This is a genomic window from Granulicella sp. L60 (assembly GCF_009765825.1).
Classification (GTDB): domain Bacteria; phylum Acidobacteriota; class Terriglobia; order Terriglobales; family Acidobacteriaceae; genus Edaphobacter.
Window position 1 is genome coordinate 350,537 of the sequence record NZ_LMUR01000003.1, and the last position, 18,782, is coordinate 369,318.

The following is an 18,782-nucleotide window of genomic DNA, read 5'->3' on the forward strand; positions in this document are numbered from 1 at the left end:
TTTATGAATTCCTATCGCTGCATGTTGAGTGCTTTGGGGGCAGGGAAAGACCGGTCAGGAAAAAGGCCATCGGCGGCGTTCCGTTCCGCGGTATGGCGCAAGAGGACCACATTATTTTCGATTTGGGTCACGAGCGATGGCACCGATTGCTGCGACTCGTCTTGACCGGAGGTAAGGTTCATGCAGAGCTGAAAGTTCTGTTCGCCCTCCGCGGCAATATCAATACTGCCGGGAGCCACCGTTGGGTCGGGACTACGCGTATGCGGATAGGTCTGAGCTAAGAGAGACTGCTCTCGGTCTAGAGCCACGAGCAACTTCATGGTCTGATCCGAAAGAAGCATTCTAAGAGCTCCTTTCGCATCTTTTGTCAGACCTTCCCCGGAACCATACTGCCGCGTCATGTCCGAAAGAGCTTTGCTATGCCGACTGATTTCGAGAGAGCGTCCCATTAATTCTTGCGCAAGGGCGCTGACTGTTGTGTCATTCTCCCCGGTCGCCGATAAGAATCGTTGAAGGGCCGAGGGCTCTGCAGTTTCCATCGATTGAGTGATCACCGTTGTTGGCCCGGCAGTTCGTGGGTCTCGCTGTTTATCCTGCATCTCCTGAAAGGTCATAAGGGACGGAATAACGTTGGCAACGAGCTTTAGTTTCGTCTCGATCTCGTGCTTCCGCGCGTTTGTCGGAACGATACCCTTCACCTCGACGCCATCCGAACGACGAACAATCTCGATCCGCTCGCTGGTATATGCGTTGAGGCGGGTCAACGCGAGCCTGACCTCCAAATCCGCTTCATCAAGTTGTCCCGCAGTCGGAGGGACGCGCAGGTGCAAAGCCGGAAAGTCTGAAAAGTGCAGCCTGGGATCCAGATCTGGAGATTTGACTAGAAGTGGCTCGAATATATCCTGGCCGACTTCCTCCCACGGCAAGATGCTGTAACTTAGTTCTGATATTTCAACCAGACCAGTGTCCCGGAACTTCACAGTGCGTTCGATGGGGTGGAAGTCGCTCGCGCGGAGCGTGAGAGTCTCGGCAGAAACCGGACCTGCGGAAACGGTCGTGGTCAATGTTAGCCGGTCTTCCCCGGTACGCTTGACCTCGTCTTGCGAACTTCCTTGTTGCTTACGCCAATCGCTGTATGTAGTCGCCGCGAGCGGATCATCCCAGTTCACTCCCGCTGCAGTCAACTCCGCTTCAAGCTTTACGGCCTGCCCTTGTAATGGAATTTTCCTCGCATGGCGCTTGCCCTGCAAATCACGATAGATCGAGCGATCCATAGTCTGCTTCGAGGTGCGAATGCGAACCTTTTGAAGGATTACGCCTTTCTGAGTGCCGATCTTACTTGACTGATTTGCAGACTCTGCTCGCGTAAGAAGGTCGGCAGCTGTCATGCCGGAAGAGCGTTGCTGGCGGATGAAAACTGTAACCGAGGTTGCGATGATCAATAAAAGCGCAATGCCCAGGCCTAGAGCTCTAATTGGAATGACAGAGTCCAGGAGTAATGAGAACAGCCTTGGGAGGCGGGATGGGCGGATTACAGCCGGAGGAAGAGCCACCGCGCCCAAATCAACACCCCGCTCCAGTCCGCTCACGCCATCGCCAAGTTCCCGCTCGTAGAGTATGCTGGCCTCTCTAGTTTCTCCCGAGTGATACATCGGATCTTGGTAGCAGATCTCCACGATGCAGCCGTGGCTGGTAAAACTTACGAGCGCATCGATGCTCCGCTCGTCGCTTAGGCCGACGTGTTGCCTCATGGTCGGAGCACAGTCGGGAGGTACGGCATCTATTGCCAGCGACAAGAGGCACACGTTTTGATTGGTGATCACCTCAATAAAGTCGGAGGCCACACACGATCGAATTCCCACTGTCTGCCGATTAACAGAAGACTGTACCTCTTGAGACGCAACGACTTCGCCGTTGACTAAGAGAAGCAGCACTTTCGGTCGATGTTCAAATACCTCTCGAAGCCTCTGCTCGCCCATACGGAGCGATTCTTTGAGGCCATATGCGCGTGATTTATCTTTCTTGATCGACTTGCCTGACCGCTTTGCGAACCCGAGCGATTCTTCTGGCGATCGTCCCGAGTGGGTTGGCATGTCGTAGTATCTACTTACTAAGTCAAGACACTCTCGGCAGCTCACGATATGTGCCAGCAATTCTGTTTGAATCGGCTTTGGGTTCTCGGTGATGTAATTTTGGAGAAGTTGCTCTTTCTTCAAACAAGGTGTGCATCGAGCCCGCGAGAGCGTTGCGCGAAGTTCTTCCATAAGATGGTCGGCATCCGATGCCGTGTGACTTAAGTGGACTTCTGGCGGGGCGTCATTATTCATGATGCGCAGACGGCTCGGCTCCTCCAAATAAAGCTGGACCTCTTCTCTTGCTGCATTGATTCCGAAATCGACGGATTGGCGAGAGAGGATACAAATCTTCATGATTTCTTCCGGAAAGTAGCCGTGGAAGAATCGAAGAATGAGCAAGCTTGCATATTTTGAAGACTGCTTTCGCCAGCATAGATAGGCAACAATCAACCTCAGCGAATCCTGCACTTCTATAGGATCGGCTGGCCGACGGAGTCCCATCTGAAGCGTGTCGAAGTCAGATACCGAATAATTCAGAAAAGGATGACGTTGAGCCTGCCTCAGTCCCGAGAGATGAACATGCTTGAGATAGGTGTACAAGATACGTTTCGCCGCCACCGGATCATCGTCGTCAAACTCGGACTGCTGAAGCACGAACCGGACGAACGTCTCTTGAACCATATCTTCAGCAGTTTCGCGATCTTCACCTACGAAATGGAGCGCCCAATCCAACAGAAATTTATAATTTCTGGCGAATGCGTCAGCCGGCGTCGTGCGTGCCTTGGGTTTCATGTTGAGGATTTGCATTGGGTCTCTATCTAAATAGTCCAGAAAGGAGGTTCATCTTAGATCGACTGCCGATAATTTCTCGGTCCTGTAACAAAGTAGTCGCGGCACCGATGGACAAGCGCCTGATGTTATCCAATGGCGATGCGAGAGAGCATCTCTGTAGGTGATATGGAGGAGTCTAACATCACTTCTTTCGATCTTTGGCCTTCCTATTTGTTCACGCTTTCGACGCGACATACCGTCGCTATGTCAAAGGAAAAATTCTACCGCACACCTTCTTGTTCGATTGAACACGCGCGCTGTTACAGCAAGTGACGATGTCTCGCGACTAATGATCTTCCGCCGAACTGGCTAAGTCCTTCATTTCCCGTAAATAGCTTCATCTTAGATTCGCCGGCGTATTTTCCGGCCATTTTCTATTTTTTTGTTGCAGCGTTCAAGAGAACTTCACTCACACTTAACGGGCAGATCCTCGTCTTGTGGTTGGGAATCTGGCATAGTTAGTTCGCGCTCACAGGAATCAATCGCGAGCGTCTGCAGAGTTCGCATCAGCAGTAGATCCTGCAACCATAAGATATTCGTCTCTTCAAACAACTTAGCCCACGATGTCTTTGGGCTTGGCACAGGAACTCTTTTCCTTTTTTCTCGGTCGGCGTTGCAGTTATTGTTCAATCTCGAAAATAGCGCGCAGTGTTTCTTGGTCCAGACCTTCCAACCAACCGCTACTACCGAAACAGGAGAGTCCAATGTTCCGAACTAAACATGCAGTCGCTGCGGGAGCCTTTCTCGCTGCTTCTTTACTCGCTCCATTGAGCCAAGCTCAAGCCCAAACGTTTGTAGTAAAAGTTCTCACGGGAGGTTCCTCCGCGCAATTTGGAGTCTTCTCTGCCGCCGCTCAACAACTCGCTGGTGGACCCAGTGTAGCCAGCCACTTCACAACCAAGGGAACGTGTGGATCCACTCCTTGCGCCTTCCTTACGGATCAGCGATCGGGAAATACAACGCCGTCCCAGAGCGGCACTTTGTCGGTCGTATGGGCCCCGGATCCGACCGTCGCAAATCAAACCGATATCTGGGCGTATTTGTCGATAGACTCGGTCGTCGGAGTAAGCCTGTTTGAAGCAACACCGAGGGCGCATATGGAGATTGGAGCCAATCCGTTGGCAACAAACTCTCTGAATATCTGGAGCGCCGATACCACTCCTCCGGCAGGCGTGCTCGCAGCGATCAATGGCGTTCCGCTCACCGCAGTGAATACAGACGTGCGGCCCGAGGACGGATTGTTCGCCACCAATCATGCATTGAATACGTTGCACTACACAACGGCGACGGGGGTTAAGGAGGCATCAACTATCGGCACCAGCTTTGCCTCTCCAATTCCATTCGGGCTCAGCACTGATCCGATCACTGGAGACGCGGTTCCAGCATTTGTCACAATTCCCATCGGGGCTGCACCGGTAATCTTCATCGCGAATGCGGCAAATACTGGGGTAGGGCACACAGGAAACAGCGCCGTAACCAACATTGACGTGAATACTGGAACTAATCAAGCTGCACGCCTGTTCAGTGGTACGGAGTGCGATGCAACCGTAGTAGGAGGATCTTCTACGAATGCCGTCAGTGCCATTTTGAGAGAGCCTACTTCGGGCACCATGAACACGACCGAATTCACCAGCTTTCAGGTCAACGGAGGTCTAAGTCAGGAGACGGGAGTTAGTGCTTCGGCTAACAACCCACTCAGCGCGACTTGCACTTCTACTGGTGGCTCCGGTGGTGGTTCGCGCTTCCGAGCAATTGGAACGGGTGACGAAGTCAAAGGCGTAGGACTCACGGCAGATAGCTTAGGCTACCTCTTCTTCAGCTTTGAAGCGGTGCCTCCAACCACCATTGGGGCCGCAAATAGTTACAAATACCTCACGGTTGATGGTATTGATCCCATCAACGCTACCTACTCCACTGGAGTAACACCAGCTTGCCTTACTGGCACGATCACAACCTGCCAAGCTACCCATAGCGCCACAACACGCGAATATACGAACTTTCCAAACCTCCGGAATGGCACCTACCACGAGTGGACTATGTATCGCATGATCGCCGATTCCACCCAACCCACAAATGTTGCTAATGCTCAGGCTCTCGTCAACGCTGCAAATATCGTTGCCGATACGTCGCTGCCTGACTTCATCCCGATTGCATCCGCTTGCGATGGAACCAACGGTCTGCTCGCCGATGAGCCGGGCTGGCAGCTATACCGCGAACACTATACCCCTTCGGGAGTAGTACTGCCTACGGTATCTCCGTTCAATCCTCCCGTCGGTGGCGTTGAAGAGCCAAACGACGGTCCGAACCTCTTCAGAAACGCTAACCCAAGCGGTCTGCATTGCACCACGACGGGCAAGACCTATTTCTCTTGGACCTTGGCCGGTACTGATCCCAGCCACGTAAACACTGAGGTCGGTGGCGATGTCGGCGGCACCATCGTCAACAACGCTGGTATGCAAAACACCTCTCCCGGAGCGACTGCTCCTGGAGCAACGGAACCCACACCTCACTAAGAACGATGTAGTCGATTGACTGCTCATAACCATGAGGCAGGCTGCTGCAAAGGCAGTCTGCCTCATCTCCTGTAGAAGTTAACCTTTGCTTAGAGCCACGCAATTTGATCTGATAATGGAGATCCTAAGATGAACCTCCTCCGAGTGCTCGCAATCATTCTGGTATCTCTCGCGATTGTCCAGCCCCGCTGCGTTTCACAAGAAAGCACTGCGAAAGATCTCACGAGCCCATCGCCCGTCGCAGGCGCCCTGGACGCGACCTCGAGTCAATCAGTTACACATGAGCCATGGGACGTTCTTTCTACGGCGGACATGACCCTCAAGCCGGAACCTCCGATCGTTGGCGAGAAGGTTAGTCTTCCAGGATTCACGCGTGAGCTTCTTCGCGTTGAATGGAGAAAGGGAGATCCCATCGATTTATATGTCATTCGCCCGGTCAACGTGGCTCATCCTCCTGTGGTTCTCTACTTGTATAGCTTTCCTTCTGAATCAGAGCGGTTTCTCAACAATGCCTTCTGTCGAATGCTGACCAAAGACGGCTATGCCGCGGTAGGCTTTGTGTCAGCCCTGACTGGCCCCCGCTACCATGATCGGCCAGTAAAGGAATGGTTCATCTCTGAGCTTCAGGAATCGCTGGGGACGTCGGTCCATGATGTACAAATGGTCCTGAACTATCTCTCGACGAGAGGCGATTTAGACATGAACCGCGTTGGCATGTTTGGACAGGGATCTGGTGGAACGATCGCGATCCTCGCTGGCGCTGCGGACCCACGGATCAAGGCGATCGATGTCATGGACCCCTGGGGGGACTGGCCTGATTTTCTCGCGAAATCTCTCATCGTTCCTGAATCGGAGAGAGCCAGCTACCTAAAACCGGAGTTTCTCGCACGCGTGGCTCCACTCGATCCTGTTAGGTGGATACCTCAACTCAAAACACGTCCGATCCGTCTCCAAGAGGCCCTGTTCAATCCGCTGGTACCGGACTCTGCGCGCAAACAAATCGAGACAGCGGCCCCGGTCGGTGTAGAACTGGCTCAATACCGTGACACGAAAGAATATTCGGAAAAGGTGAGTGCTAACGGCAAGATGCTCGATTGGCTGCATACGAAACTTCAGCCGACCACAGAGAGCTTGACTGCAAAAGCTTTGTTACAACATGCGGTAGTCGCCGACAAACAGGAAAAGGCGCAATGAGAAAAAACTAGCATCACCGAGGCGCCGGGCAGTCGCTTCGAGAAGCCCCTGCACGGAGATGGGTCCGACATCGATCCTGAAGACTATTCTGCAGGTATTGCAAGATATTTGGTCAGGGCGACGTCTTATTACCTGCTCTACGGTGCAACGTGACTGATTGTGTGTTGAAGAACCCTTTATCGCCCACAATATTGAGATGACCCGGCAGGCTTACGGACTCAATCGCTTCGCACAGCACGAATTTCCCGCAGAGACGACGGTGGAGGCTGCTGACCCGGCAAATAACCAGCCCACTATCCAGAATATCCGTCTATGGGACTGGCACGCCCTACAGGATACGCTGCGTCAGGTGCAGGAGATCCGCACGTATTACGACTTTCCAGACATCGACATCGATCGTTACAAGATCGACGGCACGACACGTCAGGTGATGCTGGCAGCGCGAGAACTAAACGTCGAAAAACTCCCGGTAAGTAGTCGTAACTGGATCAACGAGAAGCTGATCTACACCCACGGCTACGGCGTGACGATGAACCCGGTCAGTGGCTTCACGGCGGAAGGTTTGCCAACGCTGTTGCTGAGCAACATGCCCGTCCAGAGCACGGCGCCCGGTCTCAGCGTAACGCGCCCCCAGATCTACTTTGGCGAACTGACCGACACCGACGTGTACGTCAAGACGAGGCAGCAGGAATTCGATTATCCGCAAGGTCAGAACAACAATCTCACGTCCTATCAAGGTACCGGAGGCATTGTGCTGGGCGGATTCGTGCAGCGCGTCATCCTGGCGATCGACCGCGGCGATCTTGGAAAGTTGCCGTTCAGTGACGATGTCAATGCGCAGAGTCTGCTCCTGATGCGGCGCAACATCCGTGAACGCGTGACGACATTAGCTCCATTCCTTACCTTTGATCAGGACCCCTACATGGTTGTAGGTGACGATGGACGGCTTTCCTGGATCATGGATGCGTTTACTGTCTCGAGCAACTATCCGTATTCGACCCACTACAATCTCGGCGAGAACTCGATCAACTACATGCGAAACAGCGTTAAGGTAGTTGTAGATGCCTATACCGGGGCTACAACGCTTTACGTCTTCGACTCAGAAGATCCCTTCGCAAAGGCGGAATGAATGCCTCTGGATCAAGGAAGATGTCGATGTCTTCGGAAAAACGCTGAATCGGGTCCCAGCTCTTCAAAAGGCATATCCGTCTTGAAGATGATTTATTGCTGGCGACAGGCGCGAGGATCCACCGAACCTGCATGACGCATCGGTTCTTCTCAATGACACTTGGCCAGAGCTCTTAGCGCACAAAGTGTGCGGCAGCACGTTGAATAGCCTGATCAAAATCGGGCTGTTCAACAGTCTCGTGTTCGTTACGTTCTCTCAATTGCTACTTGCGAGCTACAGCTCAAGTAGATTTGCCGCTGAGTAGCCAGAATAAGAGGACGGTTTTCGTGTTTGGCATGAGCCCGAGAATGGCATTCAGGCTAATTTTACTTATTCCTGGAGATTTCATGGCAAGCGTTCGTGAAGGCGCACATGAGATGTCAAGTGCGGGTTTCGGACGGGAAGCATGCGACTTAATTCAGCAGAACAATTCATAGTTGCAAAGGAACATTCTGGGAACAATTAGGATTTTCATCCATTGCTTTCCGCGTAAAAGTGCCTTCTTTTGTATTACTAAGTTGCTTAAAATACGTTCCTAAGCGTTTTTGTTACAGCCGCGCTTTTATGGGCGGGTCATGAAGTACATCAGCAGTCTGGGCATTCAAGATCATTCCATCCGGTCAGGGGGCCCGCTGTGTTCTCCCACGAAACTAGGTCGTAAAGCTTCTGAGAGCTGAGCGGCCAACGAATCCTCTGCATGATGCTTGGAGGGCAAGTCCAGGTTTCGTTCTTGGCCCCACGGCTGGTGTCGTCGTCGGCCGGATAGCTGGCGTATCTTCGCCCTGTGACTACGACGCAGGCAGTCTTTACCTGCAAGCGTCGGTGTTGCTGTCTAAGGGACCGGCTCTTGGACTCCAATCGAGTTCAAAACGTGAGCCTCTCCAGAGGCTTCTGGGAGCGGTGATTAAAAATAAAGAATGAGTTTGCTTGAAATGTTTTTTTAGACTCACCTCAGCAAGTGGGACCACGACGAGCTACATCTGAGGCTAACCAACCTCCATACTTCTAAAGGAGATCGTGAAGCCCCACAAGTCATGCATTTTTCAAGCTCTGCTTTGCAGTTCTGATCGGACGAAACAGGACGAATTCTTCTCATCCCGATGAGGCAGCCTTAAGAAAATGCCCGGACCACAGCGTCAAGCACCGCGCCGTCAGGCGAGGCCACCATCTCCGTTATCGTAAAGTGGTTAAAACCAGGCGCTGAAATCTCCTCCACCGACTCGTCGCTTGCCCGTAGAGAAGAGGCGTAATGGGCGGTCTGGCGCCTCAGTTCGGATAGTTCAGCACTTCCCACGGTCAACAGGGTTCGCGCGCCAGCGCCGATGTGTCTTTCAGGGCTGTAGGCCGCGACCTCGGCTGGGGTAAGATCGAGCTTCTCATTCAAATAGGAGAGCCGGATCGGCTCGAGATCGTACAGCCCGCTCATGCAGAGCACGAGTGAGACCCCCGGATGATTCCGATGGCAGGCTGCGAGATGGCCGCCGGCGGAATGGCCCGCAAGGCAGAGACGCGTGGGATCGGCTCCCCATTCCTCGAAATGGGCCACCAGGAAATCGATCGCCTGACCAATCTCGCTGACCATAGTGCCAATGCGTGCCTCGGGCGCGAGCGTATACTCGATAAGCGCTACGTTGAAGCCGTGCGCGAGTGGACCGGCGGCAATATGGGCAAATTTCTCCTTGGATAGGCTCTGCCAATAACCTCCGTGAATGTATGCAAGAGTCGGCGCACCGACGCGAGAGCCGGGGATCCAATCTATTCGCTGGCTCGCGCCTTCACCATAGGCCAGGTCTCGCTTGATACCGATACACTCGTAGATCGCAGCGCTGCGACGACCGAAGTCGGCCATCGTTTCCGCCACATCCGGCACTGCGGCGACGTTGTTGTAGGCGCGGTCAAGCGCCTCCCGATTCATCCCCCGATAGCTGTCCATTCGTCTCCTTATCTGTTAATCAATATGCAGGGTCCGCGATATCAAGCGCATCCCGCCCGAAGTGCTCAAACTTTATTCATCTGACTGAGAACTCACCGCCAGTACTCCTACTCATAGCGTTGGCTGTGCGGACGATGAAGCGCATGCGGAATGCTTGAATGCAACCGCAATGCCAAATGTGAATGCCCTATTCCACAGTCCGCTGCGGAAGCTAAATTCTTCTTGGCGTTACACGAGTGCTCCGCGAATCTGCACCAATCTCACTTACTTGCTGACGGACGCGTGACAGATATCCGACACTGACGGGAATTTGGCTCTGGGAAGTCAAGGCCATGGACGGGGCGGTCGCGTGGGCGATGTGCCGCCCAATCCGTGCCGGGACCGTGCGAGATCGAAAATCGAGATGTCGGCATATGGGAAGTAATCTCGTTATCGATGAGTGCATTGGCGATTTGATGACGGTGCCGAAGCTGTCGCGTTCCGGGAGGCACAATGCCGACATGGACCAAGAGTATGCGTGATCGTTAGCGTCTGGTCGAAGTTCTTGTTTGCCAGCAGCACGCTCACCCGGCTGCGCTTGCCTGCGTTTGGGTCGTTCTTGCCCTCTCCAACTCCGTCGTGATTGTGGCACGCGTGTACAGCGTCGGCCGGAAGCGGCTTTTCGGCTCTCCACACCACAATACGTGACACTTCGCAGGCGATCTCCAACGACATCGTACAAATCATGGGTACATTCAAAACTTTTGCAATATACGCGGGCGCCATCATCTGTTTCGGCGGACTTATCTTCGCTGGAATCCGCATGATGAGCGGACGGTTTCAAGATGCAGTTCCAGGCTTGTTCGGTGCAGGCGTACTCGGATGGGGTGCAGGCTGGATTCTTCATTTGTTCGGAGAGATCTTTTCAACGCGGCAGACGAAGAATGTTACAGCCGCAAGAAAAGACAGATCGCTACCCCAGACCAAGCCCCGTCTAAACGAATCGACGGCGAATGGTCAAAAAGATTTAGAATCCAGCAGATTTCTCTTCGATCCGGATGATGCTGAACATACCGCGTTTCTTTTCAAGACTATCCAAACGACATGGATGAAGGTGTTTCAGCCCTTCCGCGCGTGCGCTGCATCACTTCCTAGACACGCGAAGCTCTTGCTCGATTGTCTATATGAAAGTTCGATGACAGACCCGAACTTTCATGCCCTTCATTTGTCTCTCCAGTAACAGCACAATTGAGATTGGCAATTCTCAAGTAAGGAAGAGTCTGTCCCGGCATGGAGAACGAAAACAGCGCGTTATTACGGCCTCACCTAAGCCTCTTCGCTACAGAAGAGCGCAAGGGGGCAGCCCATCGCGCCTGCTTGGTCGAGCTGTTTCGTGAATTGCGGCTACCGCTCTATGGCTACCTTGTCTGCATCGGCCTCACGCCGCCTGAGTCGGAAGATGTAACTCAGGAGAGCTTTCTGCTCTTGCACCAGCAGCTCAGCCAGGGCACAAAGATCGCGGACTTTCGCTCCTGGCTGTTTCGCGTGGCACATAATCTGGCGGTCAACCTGCAACGGTCGTCGCGTCGCTTCCTCCATAGCGAGGAGGAACAGACCGCCATGAGCATCCAGGAGGAGCCGGGGAAGGGGCCGACGCCAGAAGACTCCTATCTGCAAAAAGAACTGGACCGGAAACTAGATCATTGCATGACGCAGCTTACCGAGCAGCAGAGGCAGTGCTTGCAACTGCGCGTTGAAGGGTTGAAGTATCGCGAGATTGCTGCGGTGATGGGGGTCAGCGTCTCCAGCGTTTCGGAGCTGATGCAGCGCGCCGTCGTTCGCTTAACAGGAGCGCTCCATGAATAAGTTTACGAGCTGGCTTCTGTGGAGTGCGGATAATCACCCGAGCGACGAACAGATGGTCGCGTTTATTAATGGCGAACTTACTCTTCGCAAGCATGCGGCCGTTGCTCATCATCTGGAGGGTTGCTGGAATTGTCTTGCAAAGAAGAAACAGATGGAAGAGGCAGTCTTTGCGTTGGTGGAGCGGCGCGAACGACGGTTGCGACCTCACCTGCCGCCTTCTGCCGGCGCGGAGGGGCGACTGGTTGCATTGCTAAACGAGCAGAGCATCCGAGAAGAACAATCCTCACGAAACTCTTTATTTCATGGCCTCACCTCATTCCTGCCCTCCTCTATGAATCCGGTTTTAGCAAGCATTTTTGTTGTTGCCCTAGCGTCGATAACGCTGTTCGTCATCTGGCAGCAGGCTGCACCATCGCTGAGTGCCTCCGATCTTCTGGGGAAGGCGATGGCGAATGAGCATGCGGCCGCCGAGCGCGCGCAGCCTGGAGTGGTTTATCAGAAGCTGTCGATTCGGCGTGGCACGCACAGTATAGAGCGCACGGTCTATCGCGACCTGCAACGAAAGCGCGTGGCCAAGGTGCAGCATTTGGATGAAACCGCGACGGCGATGAAGCATGCGCTCGAGGCCGGCGGCGTGAGCTGGGATGAGCCGCTTTCGGCCATTGACTACAACCGTTGGAGAGAGAATCAGCGCTTCGCCACGGACCATGTGAAGCAGGCCGGAGATGGGCTTGTGAGCGTAATCACCAGCGTGCAGGATGGCCCGATCCTGCAGGAGTCGCTGACCATGCGAACCTCGGATTTTCATCCTGTGCGCCGCACAATTGAGACCCGCAGCCAGGACACGCTGGAGATTGCTGAGCTCAGTTACACCGAGCTGAAGTGGAGCGAGGCCAATGAAGCGTTGTGGGAGCCGCCCTCTCTGATGCTCCATGGAGAGAGTGAGCCCACGCTAAGCCTGCCGACAAGAGAGTTGCCGAGCGGCGAGCAGCTCGATGTGGCCGAACTGGAGGCAAGGCTCGTTCTGAATAAATTGAACGCCGATGCAACCGAACAGATTGAAATTAAGCGATCGAGGAACACGGTGCATGTGGAAGGCATCGTGGATACCACGGAGAGGCAGCGCGCTCTGAGTGCCGAGCTGCGGCAGGTAGCCCACGTCGTTCCTTCGATCCTGAGTCTGGAGGAGCTCAACGCGCGCCGCAATGCGGAGTCTGGCGCGGCCGCTGTCATCGAGAATGCGGCGACGGCGCAACCGGCGCCGCTTGAAGCGTTCTTCGACGAAAAGTCCAGAAGCGCGGAGGAGATGGACAGGGTTTCCAACCAGTTGCTCAGTCTATCTCTTGAAATTCAGCGGGAGGGTAATGCTCTTAGCGAGCTCAACCGGCGTTTCCAGGGGGATGAGGAGTTGGACCCGTCGGGACGTTCCGCTCTGACTCAATTACTCACCAACCACTCTTCTATGCTTCGAACCGCTCTGCATTCGGAGATGGAGATACTTCATTCCATCTCGCCCGTGCCTGAGCCGAGCACCGAAGATGGTCAAACCATACCAACCATAGGCACCAGTCTTATGGAACAAAGTAAGCGCAATGTGGCGTTATGCAGAGAGCTTATCTCCTCGAGCAACTCCTCATCCCGCACGGCGCAATCGATAGCCTCTGAAATGGCTAAGACCCTTCACTTACTGAGCAGGAATACGGTCTTACTCGCCTCGGAATCAAGCTCCAGTCACTAACAAATAACTTTCCCAGAATCATTAACTACATGGAGACAAGCAATGCTTAAGACAGTAGTGCGCATCATGGCGTCCGTAGTACTCCTGATTTTTGGGTATTCGGCGAATGCACAGACGACGGCCCAGTTTTCCGGACGAGTGACCGATCCGCAAGGGGCAATCGTCCGAAACGCGGAGGTCCGCGTTGTCAACCAGGCTACCGGCGTAGAACGCAGGATGGTGACCAATAACGACGGTTTGTATACCGTGCCTTTCCTGAACCCCGGGGTGTACCAGATCTTTGTGCAGGCCAATGGATTTTCAACGACCTCAAGCGAGCCGATCACGATCAACGTTGGCCAGTCGCTGAGCTTCGATGTGCAGCTGCGCCTGATGTCCTCACAGCAACAGGTGGACGTCGCAGCCAGTGTGCCGATCATTGATCAAACGAGCTCCTCGCTGGGCACGATCGAGACGACACAGCGTATCGTCGATCTTCCTCTCAACGGCCGTAACTTCCTGCAACTGGCGTATCTGGGGGCGGGAGCAAACCAGGGTGCGCAGAATAATGGCGCCCTCCGCGGCACGACTGACAATAACAGGCCGGGAATCCAGGTAGCGGTCAACGGCCTTACCAGCTTCGATAACAACTTCCTTTTGGATGGTGTCGATAACAACGAGTTCGGACAGGGTACCCTGGTCATTCAGCCCGCACCGGACGCGATCCAGGAGTTTCGCGTGGAGGAGAACTCCATGCGGGCTGAGTTCGGGCGGGGAGGCGCCGCGGTGAATGTGCTGCTCAAGTCAGGCACGAATAAGTTTCATGGTGGTGTCTATGAGTTCATCCGTAACGATAGGTTAGATGCACGGAATTACTTTGATCCGCAACGGCCTCCATTCCAGAGAAACCAGTTCGGAGCTTTACTGGGTGGTCCGATTATTCGCAACCGAACCTTCTTCTTTGCCGATTATGAGGGCGAACGGATTCGTCAGGGTGTTTCGTATGTCAGCTCGGTGCCTACGTCTCTTATGCACAATGGCGACTTCAGCGAGTTGAAGACGAACCTTTATGATCCGCAGACAACGAACCCTGTTAGCTCGCAACGCACACTGTTGAATCCCAGCAATCCATTTGTGATTCCGGCGAACCGCATCGACAGCGTAGGGCAGGCTGTTCTGAATGTCCTGCCATTGCCGAACCTGCCCGGTACGGTGAATAACTTTGTGTATACCCCGAAGCAGGTAACGAATGGAGACCAGTTCGATGTTCGCATCGACCACAATATCCGTCAGACGGACCAACTGTTTGGACACGCGGCTTTGCAGGATGTCCGGTTCTTGAAGCCTGCGCCGCTAGGGGAGGCCGGAGGCTGCTGCCAGGGTTTCGGAAGTAACATTGATGGACGTGAGCAGAGTTATGCCATTGGCGAATACCATGCCTTCGGCAAGAGCATTACGAACGATGCTCACTTTGCCTTCCTTCGCTGGCAGATCAATACCCAGCATCTGGATGAGGGGCAGGATCGCTCGCAACAGTTAGGAATTCCCAATGCGAACCGTGGAGATAACCCTTACTCCAGTGGTCTCTCGCTGTTCACTCTCTCCGGCTATACCTCGTTCGGCGACTCGAGTTATGTTCCTGAGATTGCTACCGACGATACGTACCAGATCGCTGATATTGTGACGTGGCTCAAGGGACGTCACGCCTTCAAGTTCGGTGGCGACTTCCGTTATCTCTCCAGAGATTTCTTCCAGGCTGAGGCACCCTTTGGAACATTCTCTTTCTCTGGCCAGTACACGCAAAATGTTGCCACGGGAGATGGCGGCAGCGCGATTGCGGACTTACTGCTGGGTATTCCTGTGAGCAAGTTGCAGGACAACCTAGCCAGCATGGACAAGACCAATATGAGGGAGTTCGATACTTTCTTCCAGGATGACTGGAAGATAGCTCCCGGGCTTACTCTCAACCTTGGCTTCCGTTATGACCTTTACTCGCCTGTAGGGGGTAGGGTAGGGAACTTCAACCTGCAGACGGGGGTTGTCGATAACAACTACGGCCCGAATGCTATCCCCAACGCCGGCGTAGCGTATGACAAGACCGACTTTGGTCCGCGCGTTGGATTCGCCTATTCGCCTCAGAGCCAGCAGACCCTCGTGGTCCATGGCGCGTTTGGCATCTTCTACTCGCCTGAAGGCAACATCTTCAACGACCTTGGTGAGAACCCACCTTTGCTGGAGCTATACTCGGCTGCTTATAATCCGGCGCAGATTCCGCAGACAGCACAGCTTCTTCGCTCCGGGTTCCCGGCAACGCTTCCGGCGATTGATCCTCTTCATCCGACCGGACAGGTGAAGACGAGTGGGCCGCAGCGGCTTCTTCCGCGCATCACGGAGTGGAATCTGGGTCTTGAGAAAGAATTGCCGGGAAGCTGGGTGATGAGTCTTGCCTATGTGGGCACGCAAGGGCAGCGCCTGTGGGATAACGAGGCGAGCGATCTGAACCAGGCTCCTGTGCCGCTCGATTCCAACTTCGGCCCTGCTCCTAACTATGGCCGTCCTTACTTCAACACCGATCCAGGCCTGAGCGATATTCTTACGATCGACTATCCGCGGTTCAATCTCCACTTCAATGCGCTCGAAACCAAGCTACAGAAGAAGGTCTCGAATAGTTTGACCATGCTTGCCTCCTACACATGGAGCAAGGACATTGGAACAAGCCACGGAACAGCGGGCACTTCGGTGCAGGACTCCTATAACACCAATGGCGAGAGGGGCTATGTGGAGCCTGATTTCCGTCATCGCTTCACCATCAGCTATACCTACAAGCTTCCGTTCGGTAAAGAACGCCAGTTCGGCGGCAACATGGGACGGAGTGCCGATCTGGCCTTTGGCGGATGGGAGCTGAGCGGGATTACCGTGGCACGCACGGGCGAGCACGCGAAAGAAGGTACCTCGATCGATTACACGAACACGGGTAGCTTTGGTCCGCGGCCCGATCAATTGGGTAACCCCGCGGACTTCTCCATCGATCCGACGGATCAGGCACGGCTTGGATGTACGCCGGGCAAGAGGACACTGGCCTGTTGGTACAACCCGGCCGCGTTCGCGATCCCCGCACTCGCACCGGGGCAGACCTTTGCCCATAACTTCGGCAATAGCTATGCGGGTTCGATTGTTGGTCCTTCGCAGCTCAACTTCGATCTTGGATTAATGAAGAGCTTCCGTATCGTCGAGGGACAGCAGCTGACGTTCCGGGCGGAGATGTTCAACGTAGCCAATCATGCTCAGTTCCAGATACCGAGCACTGCGCCGGATGTCCCGGGCGGAGCTTCGATATCCTCGACGCTGCCTGACAACCAGCGTGAGGTGCAGTTCAGCTTGAAGTACATGTTCTAGTGCAGGCCGGGCAGCCTTCGACATGCGTTATACGGCGTCGCTGAGGGCTACCCCGGTACTTACCAGCCAAGGAAACAGCTAGCAATTTCGAATGGAGTCGATCATGCCTCTTGCTTTTTCCAATTCTTATCTGAAGGTTCCTGCGGTGGTTCTGTTTGCGTCGCTCGTAGTTACGGCTCCGTGCTTTGGGCAGGCAACGGCAACGAATGGCGCCCCCCGAACGATTATGACGAGCGCCCATCGCGGTGAACACACGCATCATCCGGAGAACTCAATCCCCGCTATCCAGGGCGCGGTTGATGCGGGTATGGACTATGTCGAAATCGATGTGCGCACCACGTCAGACGGCCAACTTGTGTTGATGCACGATCCGTCGGTCAATCGCATGACTGACGGCAAAGGACTGGTGAAAGACATGACCCTCGCGGAGATCAAGAAGCTCGATCTGGGCGCTCGTCTTCCTGGCCAGTTTCCCGGCTTGCAGGTGCCTACGTTTGACGAGGTGCTGGAGTTCTGCAGGGGGAAGATCGGCATCTACGTCGATACGAAGGATGCTGCACCTGAGACGCTGGTCGCGGCAATTGAGCGGCACGATATGGGAAAGCATGTGATGTTCTGGTCGGAGCATCCTGATTTTCTGAAACAGATCGCTACCTTACAGCCGAGCTGGCTACTTATGCCGGAGGCGTTCAATCCGCAGAATGTGCATAAGCTGGTGGACACGCTTCATCCACAGTTGCTGGGCGCCGATGAGCGCGACTTCAATGCTGCGACGATTGCAGCTGCGAAAGAGGTCAATGTAGGCATTTTTGTCGATCGTCAGACGGAAAAAGAGTGGCAGGATGCGATCGATAACGGGGCCGTTGGGATTCAGACCAACTTTCCCGCGGAGCTCACTGCGTACTTGCGTGCTCGTGGTTACCATCAATAGGCAAAGATGTGGTTTTTGTGTGGAACAAACAATAGGCTAGGCAAGACAAGCATCTACGATAGTGAGTCTTGCCTAGCCTCGGCGAATCGAGCGATAAAGACCTGAGCGAGGTCTCCCTACCGAAGCCAAGCTTACACTCCGGCAGGCTTCCTGCTATGAGCTACTTCGCCGGAAAGGCCTGTCCAAGGGCTCCTGTTGAGGAGCTTTTGAGGACTGTGTCCGGATAGCTCGTAAGTCCTCGCAATCCACAGGTACTGAAGATACTGATGGACTCCCTACGGTAATGGGTGACGGAGATGCATGTCGACGGTTTCTGCTCGCTGCCACACTGGCCCGCGAACTGCACGATGTAAGCCGGTTTTCGTCGTTCTTCGACACCATTCACCAGGATCCCACGCTCGCAGACGTCAAACTCATCGCAGAGCCGTGGGATGTGGGTGAAGGCGGCTATCAGGTCGGTCAATTTCCTGTATTGTGGGCCGAGTGGAACGGGCGCTATCGAGACACGGTCCGGCGCTTCTGGAAGGGTGACGAGGGCCAGCTCTCTGACTTCGGTAATCGCCTCACAGGTTCGAGCGATCTATATCAATATGACCGACGAAAGCCATATGCAAGCATCAACTTCGTCATCGCGCATGACGGCTTCACGCTCTGTGACGTGGTAGCTACAACGAAAAGCACAACGAAGCGAACAAAGACGGTACCGACCATAACGAATCCTGGAACATGGGAGCCGAAGGACCAACGGACGATCCGCAGATCAATCCATTGCGAGCCAGGCAAATTCGAAACTTTCTTGCGACCCTCATGTTGTCGCAGGAGTTCACGAGCCAACTTATCCATTTTCGGCTTTCTCACCCGAACCTTCACCGAAGAAAGTTCTTTCAAGACCGCCAGATTCGCGTAAAGGGTCATCCAGTTTCCACAGTGTTAGTAGTACATTGATATCTATAGGCACTATCTCAATTCTATTTGAGTTTGATGAATTTCTCACCGCTCAGCCTCACCCGTACCGGGCCCTCGCGATCTTCCGGTTTCTTCTTTGTACCGAATCGGCCAGACGCCACGCGGATTTTCTCAGTCTGCCGAACGCAGCTTACGGCGTAGAGGTGTATTCAGGTCCTCCTCGAGAAAATCTCCATCTGCTGTGCACAGATCAGTCCGTGCTTGAGCGTAAGC

12 protein-coding genes are annotated in these 18,782 nt (G+C 54.1%); 8 read left to right on the plus strand and 4 right to left on the minus strand.

Features of this window, described 5'->3' with window-relative positions; genetic code table 11:
* Positions 1-11 precede the first annotated feature (11 nt).
* Entirely contained in the window at positions 12-2,882 is a 2,871-nt protein-coding gene (locus GSQ82_RS02270) for an RNA polymerase sigma factor (protein WP_158790371.1), read from the minus strand.
* A 1,142-nt stretch (positions 2,883-4,024) separates the two neighbouring features.
* Between GSQ82_RS02270 and GSQ82_RS02275 the strand changes: the two genes are divergently transcribed.
* From GSQ82_RS02275 to GSQ82_RS02285, 3 genes are all read left to right on the plus strand, one after another.
* A complete protein-coding gene (locus GSQ82_RS02275; protein ID WP_158790372.1) occupies positions 4,025-5,419 on the plus strand; it encodes a hypothetical protein in 1,395 nt (464 codons plus the stop codon).
* Between the two features lie 129 nt (positions 5,420-5,548).
* The gene (locus GSQ82_RS02280; RefSeq protein ID WP_158790373.1) at positions 5,549-6,613 is read left to right on the plus strand and encodes a S9 family peptidase; all 1,065 of its coding nucleotides are present in this window, start codon (positions 5,549-5,551) and stop codon (positions 6,611-6,613) included.
* Positions 6,614-6,770: 157 nt separating this feature from the next.
* Entirely contained in the window at positions 6,771-7,742 is a 972-nt protein-coding gene (locus GSQ82_RS02285; RefSeq protein WP_371417148.1) for a UPF0182 family protein, read from the plus strand.
* A gap of 1,150 nt (positions 7,743-8,892) precedes the next feature.
* Here the strand turns inward: GSQ82_RS02285 and GSQ82_RS02295 are convergent.
* Positions 8,893-9,714, minus strand: a complete 822-nt coding sequence (locus GSQ82_RS02295) for an alpha/beta hydrolase (RefSeq protein WP_158790375.1) — start codon at positions 9,712-9,714, stop codon at positions 8,893-8,895.
* A 724-nt stretch (positions 9,715-10,438) separates the two neighbouring features.
* Here GSQ82_RS02295 and GSQ82_RS02300 point away from each other — a divergent pair.
* From GSQ82_RS02300 to GSQ82_RS02320, 5 genes are all read left to right on the plus strand, one after another.
* Positions 10,439-10,933, plus strand: coding sequence for a hypothetical protein (locus GSQ82_RS02300; protein WP_174243014.1), 495 nt, complete (start codon positions 10,439-10,441; stop codon positions 10,931-10,933).
* A gap of 50 nt (positions 10,934-10,983) precedes the next feature.
* Entirely contained in the window at positions 10,984-11,559 is a 576-nt protein-coding gene (locus GSQ82_RS02305; protein WP_158790377.1) for an RNA polymerase sigma factor, read from the plus strand.
* Between the two features lie 331 nt (positions 11,560-11,890).
* On the plus strand, positions 11,891-13,297 hold the full coding sequence (locus tag GSQ82_RS02310) for a hypothetical protein (protein ID WP_158790378.1): 1,407 nt from the start codon (positions 11,891-11,893) through the stop codon (positions 13,295-13,297).
* A gap of 42 nt (positions 13,298-13,339) precedes the next feature.
* Entirely contained in the window at positions 13,340-16,672 is a 3,333-nt protein-coding gene (locus tag GSQ82_RS02315) for a TonB-dependent receptor (RefSeq protein ID WP_158790379.1), read from the plus strand.
* A 103-nt stretch (positions 16,673-16,775) separates the two neighbouring features.
* A complete protein-coding gene (locus GSQ82_RS02320) occupies positions 16,776-17,603 on the plus strand; it encodes a glycerophosphodiester phosphodiesterase family protein (RefSeq protein WP_158790380.1) in 828 nt (275 codons plus the stop codon).
* A gap of 160 nt (positions 17,604-17,763) precedes the next feature.
* Here the strand turns inward: GSQ82_RS02320 and GSQ82_RS02325 are convergent, their stop codons facing one another.
* Both GSQ82_RS02325 and GSQ82_RS02330 read right to left on the minus strand, forming a co-directional pair.
* Positions 17,764-18,066 carry a hypothetical protein gene (locus tag GSQ82_RS02325; protein WP_158790381.1) on the minus strand — a complete coding sequence of 101 codons (303 nt, stop codon included), beginning with the start codon at positions 18,064-18,066 and terminating at the stop codon, positions 17,764-17,766.
* A 122-nt stretch (positions 18,067-18,188) separates the two neighbouring features.
* Entirely contained in the window at positions 18,189-18,518 is a 330-nt protein-coding gene (locus GSQ82_RS02330) for a hypothetical protein (protein ID WP_158790382.1), read from the minus strand.
* Positions 18,519-18,782: the final 264 nt, after the last annotated feature.

What these genes read in the sequence shown, in the direction of transcription:
- GSQ82_RS02295 (WP_158790375.1), bottom strand. Translation starts at nt 9,714, where the DNA reads ATGGACAGCTATCGGGGGATGAATCGGGAGGCGCTTGACCGCGCCTAC.
- GSQ82_RS02315 (WP_158790379.1), top strand. Translation starts at nt 13,340, where the DNA reads ATGCTTAAGACAGTAGTGCGCATCATGGCGTCCGTAGTACTCCTGATT.
- GSQ82_RS02320 (WP_158790380.1), top strand. Translation starts at nt 16,776, where the DNA reads ATGCCTCTTGCTTTTTCCAATTCTTATCTGAAGGTTCCTGCGGTGGTT.
- GSQ82_RS02270 (WP_158790371.1), bottom strand. Translation starts at nt 2,882, where the DNA reads ATGCAAATCCTCAACATGAAACCCAAGGCACGCACGACGCCGGCTGAC.
- GSQ82_RS02305 (WP_158790377.1), top strand. Translation starts at nt 10,984, where the DNA reads ATGGAGAACGAAAACAGCGCGTTATTACGGCCTCACCTAAGCCTCTTC.
- GSQ82_RS02330 (WP_158790382.1), bottom strand. Translation starts at nt 18,518, where the DNA reads ATGACCCTTTACGCGAATCTGGCGGTCTTGAAAGAACTTTCTTCGGTG.
- GSQ82_RS02310 (WP_158790378.1), top strand. Translation starts at nt 11,891, where the DNA reads ATGAATCCGGTTTTAGCAAGCATTTTTGTTGTTGCCCTAGCGTCGATA.
- GSQ82_RS02280 (WP_158790373.1), top strand. Translation starts at nt 5,549, where the DNA reads ATGAACCTCCTCCGAGTGCTCGCAATCATTCTGGTATCTCTCGCGATT.
- GSQ82_RS02300 (WP_174243014.1), top strand. Translation starts at nt 10,439, where the DNA reads ATGGGTACATTCAAAACTTTTGCAATATACGCGGGCGCCATCATCTGT.